Genomic DNA, 6,943 nt, shown 5'->3' on the forward strand with positions numbered 1-6,943 from the left:
GTTGGACGTCGATAATCAACAATGCTGCTCAAGATGTGTTTTTAAATAAAAGTCCTGAAATGCGAATAAACCTATAAAAGAAAACCCCCACTTTTAAAAAAAGTGGGGGTTTGTCATTAATCTGAAAAACCTCTCAAGCTTATGTTTGAGAGGTTTTTTCGTTTTATAATCTCGGGTTATTTATACCCTGTATCGATTCATTCATTGTCATAAAACTGTAGACTCACTGTCACCTCGCGTTCATTCCTTCTCTTTATTATTTAGCTTGTTAACAAATAGATAACCTTGCTCGGGTTGAAGATGTCCCAGCGTTTGGCATGGAGTCAGGCATGAAGCTAAATCTCAGTGAGTTAGATAAATATTGGTTTTATTGGATAGTGCAATTTAGTCGTGATAACCAGTTAAATCATGCGGCTAAACGGATGTCGGCAACTGGTGACGGTCAATATTATGTTTACTGCTCTGTCGCATTGTTGTTTTTTCATTCCCAAGGCCAGCTATTTTTCAATTTAGTGCTCGGTGGCTTTATTATCGAATTCCCGTTGTATTTATTGCTAAAAAATAGCATTAGACGTCATCGGCCTTGCCATGCATTAGCCGGTTTTGATTCAGGTTTTCAGCCGTCAGACAAGTTCAGTTTACCCTCAGGACACACTGCAGGAGCCTTTGTATTTGCCAGTGTGGTGAATGTGGTTTTTCCATCGCTAGCCCCTATTGCTTTTGCATGGGCCTGTTTTGTGGGGGCATCAAGAATTGCCCTTGGTGTGCATTATCCATTAGATATTATTGCCGGTGCTGGGCTAGGAATGGGGTCGGTTATGCTGGTTGAGCAATTAATGTCGTAAAAAGCATGGACACTAATAGGCATGGTTAGCACTTCGAACGACTCGGCTATAGAGGAATTAAAGGCAATATGAAAATTTTGTACGGGGTTCAAGGTACGGGGAATGGTCATATTAGTCGTGCACGGGTGATGGCTAAAGCCCTTAGTCAGCATAATATTGATGTCGATTTTTTATTTTCAGGTCGCCCGTCTGAGCAGTACTTTGACATGCAATGTTTCGGCGATTACCAAACACGGAACGGCATGACATTCATGACTGAAAATGGTCGTGTGAATGTGTCTAAAACCGCCAAGCAAAATCTAGTGACTAATATTTTTTCTGAAATTAAACAATTAGAGTTAACGGGTTATGACCTTGTATTAAATGACTTTGAACCTGTTACGGCTTGGGCTGCACGTCAGCAAAATGTGCCGTCGATTGCCATTAGTCATCAAGCTGCATTGCAATACGATGTACCGAAACAAGGCACAAATTGGTTTAATGAACTGCTCATAAACCGTTTTGCGCCAGTGGATATCTCACTCGGCTGTCATTGGCATCATTTTGGTTTTCCGATATTGCCGCCTTTTGTTGAGGTATCTGCGAGTTGTGGCGATCATAGCCACCAAATATTAGTGTATTTGCCGTTTGAGGATCCCGACCTGATTGCCGAGTTTTTAGCGCCGTTCGATCAATATCAATTTTTTGTTTATCACAGTACTAAGCCGTTAAAAGGGATTGGTGCGCATATACATTGGCATGGCTTTAATCGTGAAGGCTTTAAACAGCACATGTCGCAATGCGGTGGTGTGATAGGTAATGCAGGCTTTGAACTCGCCAGTGAGGCTATGACGTTAGGCAAAAAGCTGTTAGTTAAACCGTTGATGGGGCAATTTGAGCAATTAGCCAATGTCGCCGCATTGCAATTACTGGCCGCCGCTGAGAGCATGGAAAGCCTAGATTGTGCTGTATTAAAGCGTTGGCTTAAATCGTCGTCGCCCAAACCGATAGCGTATCCGCAAGTAGGTGATGCGCTGGTTGATTGGTTAAAAATGGGTGATTGGCATCAGCCTGAAATACTCTGTCAAGATTTGTGGTCGCAAGTGGAATTGCCCGAAAACTGGCATAAAAAACAATAAACTATTTATAGACAAAGCTCTAAAATGATAGACAGAGGGCAAAAAAGTGCGATTATTCGCACTTTTTTGGGTTTGTTGAGCCGTTAACATGAGTTATGAGTTATGAGTTATGAGTGGCGATTGTGCAGCACTTCTAATAGCTGATCTTCTAACTCGAAACGAGATTCCATCGCTTGAGCCAATTTCGACAGATCGGTATCTAACTGATATAGGATATTTTCGTCAGCGGCTTCGGTATATTTGTCGTTAAAGTCTAACGCGGTATCGGTACTTTCACTGATCTGCGGTAACAACGCTTTGGCAGTATCAATACTCGATTCGCCAAACTTCTCACAGGCTTTTACAACATTATTGTAAACCTCAAAGTGGCCTTCAGAGACATAGTCGACTAACTGATCGCAAAAGTCTTTCACTTGCTCAATGCTTGGTAGCGACTTTTCTGCTCGCGAATAGGGTGCAAGACCCGCCACAATGAAATATTGAATCAATAATTTTCTGCGGTGATTAAGCCACTGATCGACTAACTTATTGGCGCCGCCCCAGCGTTTCTCTGCTTTTTCTAATTTTGTTAGCATGTGTCTTCTCTAATCAGCAACCTTTCTATAACACCTAATGTATTGGACAAAGTGTATTGCGATCAACTGTTTTATTTATATTTTCAGGACCAACCAGCTATGGGTAGTGAAAAAGAGGATGGGGAATGATAGACAATAAAAAACCCCGTGATGGCAAGCCATCACGGGGTAACGAAGTTTTCAAAGGCTCGATTTATCGGGCTTCTTGATTGTTCTTGCTAGCGCACACTTTTTATACCAAACGACTCACCTTGGTGCAACGTTTAATCCAATAATTTGCGATTTACACGTCAGTCTTGTGTGTTTTGTGAGCAACGAAGCGAATATGTTAAAAAATTACCCATTAGATTTAGGAATAGCTCACATAAATCTCGCTTGAGTGGTTACATTAATCGCGTAAGTGCTAAACTAGCGCCCAGCAGAAATCATAACAGTCTAGGAAGAAAGCCCACATGGCAGAATTAAAAAATGATCGTTATTTACGTGCGTTGTTAAAGCAGCCAGTTGATGTCACTCCAGTATGGATGATGCGCCAAGCAGGCCGTTATTTACCTGAATACAAAGCAACTCGAGCTCAGGCTGGCGACTTTATGTCTTTATGTCGCAATGCTGAACTGGCTTGCGAAGTGACGCTACAGCCTTTACGTCGTTATGATTTAGATGCTGCGATTTTATTCTCAGATATTTTGACAGTACCTGATGCAATGGGTCTTGGTCTGTACTTTGAAGCGGGTGAAGGTCCACGTTTTGAACGTCCAACAGATACCATTGATGCCATCAAAAAACTTAGCATCCCAGATCCAGAAGACGAGTTAGGTTACGTCATGCGTGCAGTGAGCACCATTCGCCGCGAACTTAACGGTGCTGTACCATTAATTGGCTTTTCAGGTTCACCTTGGACGCTCGCCACTTATATGGTTGAAGGCGGTTCTAGCAAAACGTTTGAAAAAATTAAACGTATGGCTTACGCAGAACCTGCAGCACTACACATGTTACTAGACAAGTTAGCTGACTCAGTAGTGTTATACCTTAACGCTCAGGTGGCTAACGGCGCACAATCGTTAATGATTTTCGACTCGTGGGGTGGCGCATTATCGCACCACGCTTACCGCGAATTCTCATTACGTTACATGCAAAAAATTGTAGATGGCTTAACTCGTTTTGCCGATGGCCGTAAAGTGCCAGTAACCTTATTTACTAAAGGTGGCGGTTTATGGTTAGAGTCTATGGCTGAAACCGGTTGTGATGCACTTGGCTTAGACTGGACTGTTGATATTGGTGATGCACGTCGTCGTGTAGGTCATAAAGTGGCACTTCAAGGCAACATGGACCCATCAATGTTGTATGCATCGCCTGAGCGTATTCATCAAGAAGTTGACCAAATTCTTGCAAGCTACGGTGAAGGTACCGGCCATGTATTTAACTTAGGCCATGGTATTCATCAACATGTTGATCCTGAACATGCCGGTGCATTTATCAATTCGGTGCATGAGTTATCGGGCAAATACCACAAGTAATTATTGGTATTGGCTAATAAGAAAAGCGAATCTTCGGATTCGCTTTTTTTATAATGGCCGTTTTTTCTTGGCCTCTTTGTGCGCTCTTGCGAGTTGTATACTGCATTATTCACCTCTACCTATTCGTTTTACATGAACCTTTTCCTTATACCATTCCGCGTTAGTAAGCGATCTCTCAGCGAGAATTTAAAAGGGCTTAAACAAGGCGAATGACTGAATGAATCGTTATTCTCTTTCGAAGTCATGCGTATTAAATCCACCGGCTAATATCGACATAGCATTCACGCTGAAAATGTGATTTTTAAAAGTTAATTTTTTGCTGTTTTTTTGCGTCATAAAGGCATATTGTTAATGGTATAGGTGAATAAAAAATGCACAGATTTTAAAGGTGTTAACCAATCATTCAGCGCGAAAAACGCAAAATGCCTTTAGCGTTTAATTAGCAATAATGAATTCAATCTTTGAGGTTAGCGACGAAAGGTTTTGTTATTGGTTTTCATTTTGCCAACCCTGAAGTAAATGGAGGTTTATATGAAATGTAACATAGGTAAAATCGACCGGATGATAAGGATATTTCTTGGAGCGTGCATCATTGCTGTTGGCTTTTATAATCAGTCTTGGTGGGGAGTTGTTGGGATTATTCCCTTGTTTACCGCTACGTTTGGCTGGTGCCCTGCATACGTGCCTTTTGGCATATCAACGTGCGAAACCAAGAAGTAAACCAAACACTTTAAATATTACAGTGGGGTATGCCGTCAGTGGATGACTTGTGCCCCTCAAATTTAGCCGTTGTTGAGGCTAGGTGTTAATTAGCTTTAATGTAGGAGTGTTGATGTGGGATCAAAGATATAACGAAGCAGGCTTTGTATATGGCGTTGAGCCTAATGATTTTTTAAAGTCTGAATGTTCTCGTATACAACAGCAATCCCCTCTTGGATCACCCCAGCCGTTCCGGCAACATTTTCTGAGAAGCGAAAAGGTAGCAACGGAAATTGTTCTAGCCTTTAACCGCGTATAAAACCTGCCTCGGCCTTACTCGAAAATGCTAACGCTTTCGATGGTACATCTGATGTGAATGGATTCACGAATGTCGTGATGGCAGGATGCCAAAGAACGACCTGTACCGCGAAAGCTAAGCTCACATCCATGTGAGCTTCACGCTATTTTCTTCAACGTTCTCAAGTTCAGAGTTGCATTTAGGCATTGTTAATCAAGACATCTAACTCATTTATGGACTAAGCCTTGTTAGATTTTTTACTCTATTCGGTGAGTTTCGGATTAAGATCGGTTTAGGTAACACCATAATGCTACACCAAACTATCTATTTGTCGTTTATGCAGGCTGATAATAGGACTACCTTGATCTACTTGGTTCAAAACTATCATATCTTGGTAATTCTGCATCCAGGTTATCCCAGTTTGCCTTGGATGAAACAAAGTTGTGAGATATTGGTCTCTCTTCAATGTCTGTGTCTAAAATACCAAGACGAATTCTAAGTTTTGTTGGATTATCTGTGTTTGAGCTAAAAATTGGAGAGGCACACACAGAGCAGAAATGCCTTAACTTACCCTCTTTGAATTTGAAATGGGCAAGCTTGTTTTCTGGGTCTAAGACGTTGAACTCTTCTGTGTTTACGAAACCATTTGTAGCGTATGCCGTGCCACTATTTTTACGACATAGGGAACAGTGACAGTGAATAATACTATCAATTGAACCCTTGAGTTCGACTTTGATTGCACCGCAAAGGCAAGAGCCCTTGTACATGAATAAATCCTTTATGCTATATCCAAAAAAGTGCCTAACGTAAAGCACTCGGGCGGAAAAAGCGTTAGCGTTTGACGTCCCAGCGGCCGAAGGCCGCGAGTGATGCGCCTTGTTAGTTGCTAAATTTAATTAAGAAAAGCTTTTGGGGCTTTTGCGAAATAAGCCAAACCAAAATAATCCCTCAAAAACAAAGCCTAAAATTATAAATACAAATACACCCGTTGAACTGCCATAGCTGTAAGAGCTAAGTGCAGCAATAACGAGAGCAGCTAGAATTAAAAACCTATAAATTTTATTCACAATCTGCCCTTCATACTTGATGGCAACTAACAGTTTATTGAACTGCTAAGCCGATCGTTTAAGTTATTGATTAACATCATCCTACATTCACTATCTTATTGATGTAAAGAAGTTTTATTTAACTCCACGGACCAATAAAAGCGAGCTTGCGCATTAAAAGTGACCCCCATAATCGCCAGACAAATAAAAATATATTTATTTCAGGACATTACAAAATTCGTGATTTATTACTAGTACAACTTTAGTTTACTTATTAGCTGATTAGACTTAGTAATACGTCAAAAAGCATTGCTACTGTTTTTACACAACACACTACATGAAAATGTGAAACACGGCCTGACACTAGATATCTATCCGACATTTGTAAGCCTGTTACAGATGAGGTGTAAAGCTGAGCGAAGCGCCACGACGTTGGTGGCCGCTGGCCATATTTGAAACACACAGTGAGGCATAAATAAGTTAAAAACTTTACTTTCAAAGGGTGTGAATCAACTCTCAACTTGAGGCCGTTGAAGAAAATGACGTGAGCTGGCCATGGCCTTTCACGCACATCCATGTGCTTCAAGGCATTCAGGCATCCTGCCTATCAGAGCCAGCTAGCTTGGAGGGGAAGGGTCGTTCCTTGGCATCCATGCCACCACGACATTCGTGAATCCATTCACATCAGACTCTCATCTGAAGCGTTAGCATTTTCATTCTTTAACCTGAGCTTCGGATAAGAAATTAGCTCCCCAAAGGAACTAAATGCTCGTTCCTTGATCCGATCATTCGACCAAGAGTGATTAGAAAAAGGAACGAGCATGAATAAATTAGTTGAAACCTAC

6 protein-coding genes are annotated in these 6,943 nt (G+C 41.4%); 4 read left to right on the forward strand and 2 right to left on the reverse strand.

What is annotated here, in order from left to right; genetic code table 11:
• The first annotated feature begins 329 nt into the window (after positions 1-329).
• Entirely contained in the window at positions 330-845 is a 516-nt protein-coding gene (locus GQA99_RS19955; protein WP_160056951.1) for a phosphatase PAP2 family protein, read from the forward strand.
• Positions 846-913: 68 nt separating this feature from the next.
• Complete coding sequence (locus GQA99_RS19960) at positions 914-1,963, forward strand: MJ1255/VC2487 family glycosyltransferase (RefSeq protein ID WP_160056953.1); 1,050 nt, start codon at positions 914-916, stop codon at positions 1,961-1,963.
• Positions 1,964-2,070: 107 nt separating this feature from the next.
• On the opposite strand, the gene rsd is transcribed toward GQA99_RS19960, so the two are convergent.
• Positions 2,071-2,538, reverse strand: coding sequence for a sigma D regulator (rsd, locus tag GQA99_RS19965; protein WP_160056955.1), 468 nt, complete (start codon positions 2,536-2,538; stop codon positions 2,071-2,073).
• Between the two features lie 452 nt (positions 2,539-2,990).
• On the opposite strand from rsd, the gene hemE reads away from it, so the two are divergent.
• Together hemE and GQA99_RS19975 are read left to right on the forward strand one after the other, a co-directional pair.
• Positions 2,991-4,055, forward strand: a complete 1,065-nt coding sequence (gene hemE, locus GQA99_RS19970; protein WP_160056957.1) for a uroporphyrinogen decarboxylase — start codon at positions 2,991-2,993, stop codon at positions 4,053-4,055.
• 531 nt (positions 4,056-4,586) lie between these two features.
• On the forward strand, positions 4,587-4,775 hold the full coding sequence (locus GQA99_RS19975; RefSeq protein ID WP_160056959.1) for a YgaP family membrane protein: 189 nt from the start codon (positions 4,587-4,589) through the stop codon (positions 4,773-4,775).
• 633 nt (positions 4,776-5,408) lie between these two features.
• Here the strand turns inward: GQA99_RS19975 and GQA99_RS19980 are convergent.
• Positions 5,409-5,819 (reverse strand): GFA family protein, encoded by a 411-nt coding sequence (locus tag GQA99_RS19980; RefSeq protein WP_160056961.1) that lies wholly within the window; start codon positions 5,817-5,819, stop codon positions 5,409-5,411.
• Positions 5,820-6,943: the final 1,124 nt, after the last annotated feature.

Origin of the sequence: Shewanella litoralis, assembly GCF_009828585.1 — a bacterium.
In the GTDB taxonomy this organism is placed as follows: Bacteria; Pseudomonadota; Gammaproteobacteria; order Enterobacterales; family Shewanellaceae; genus Shewanella; species Shewanella litoralis.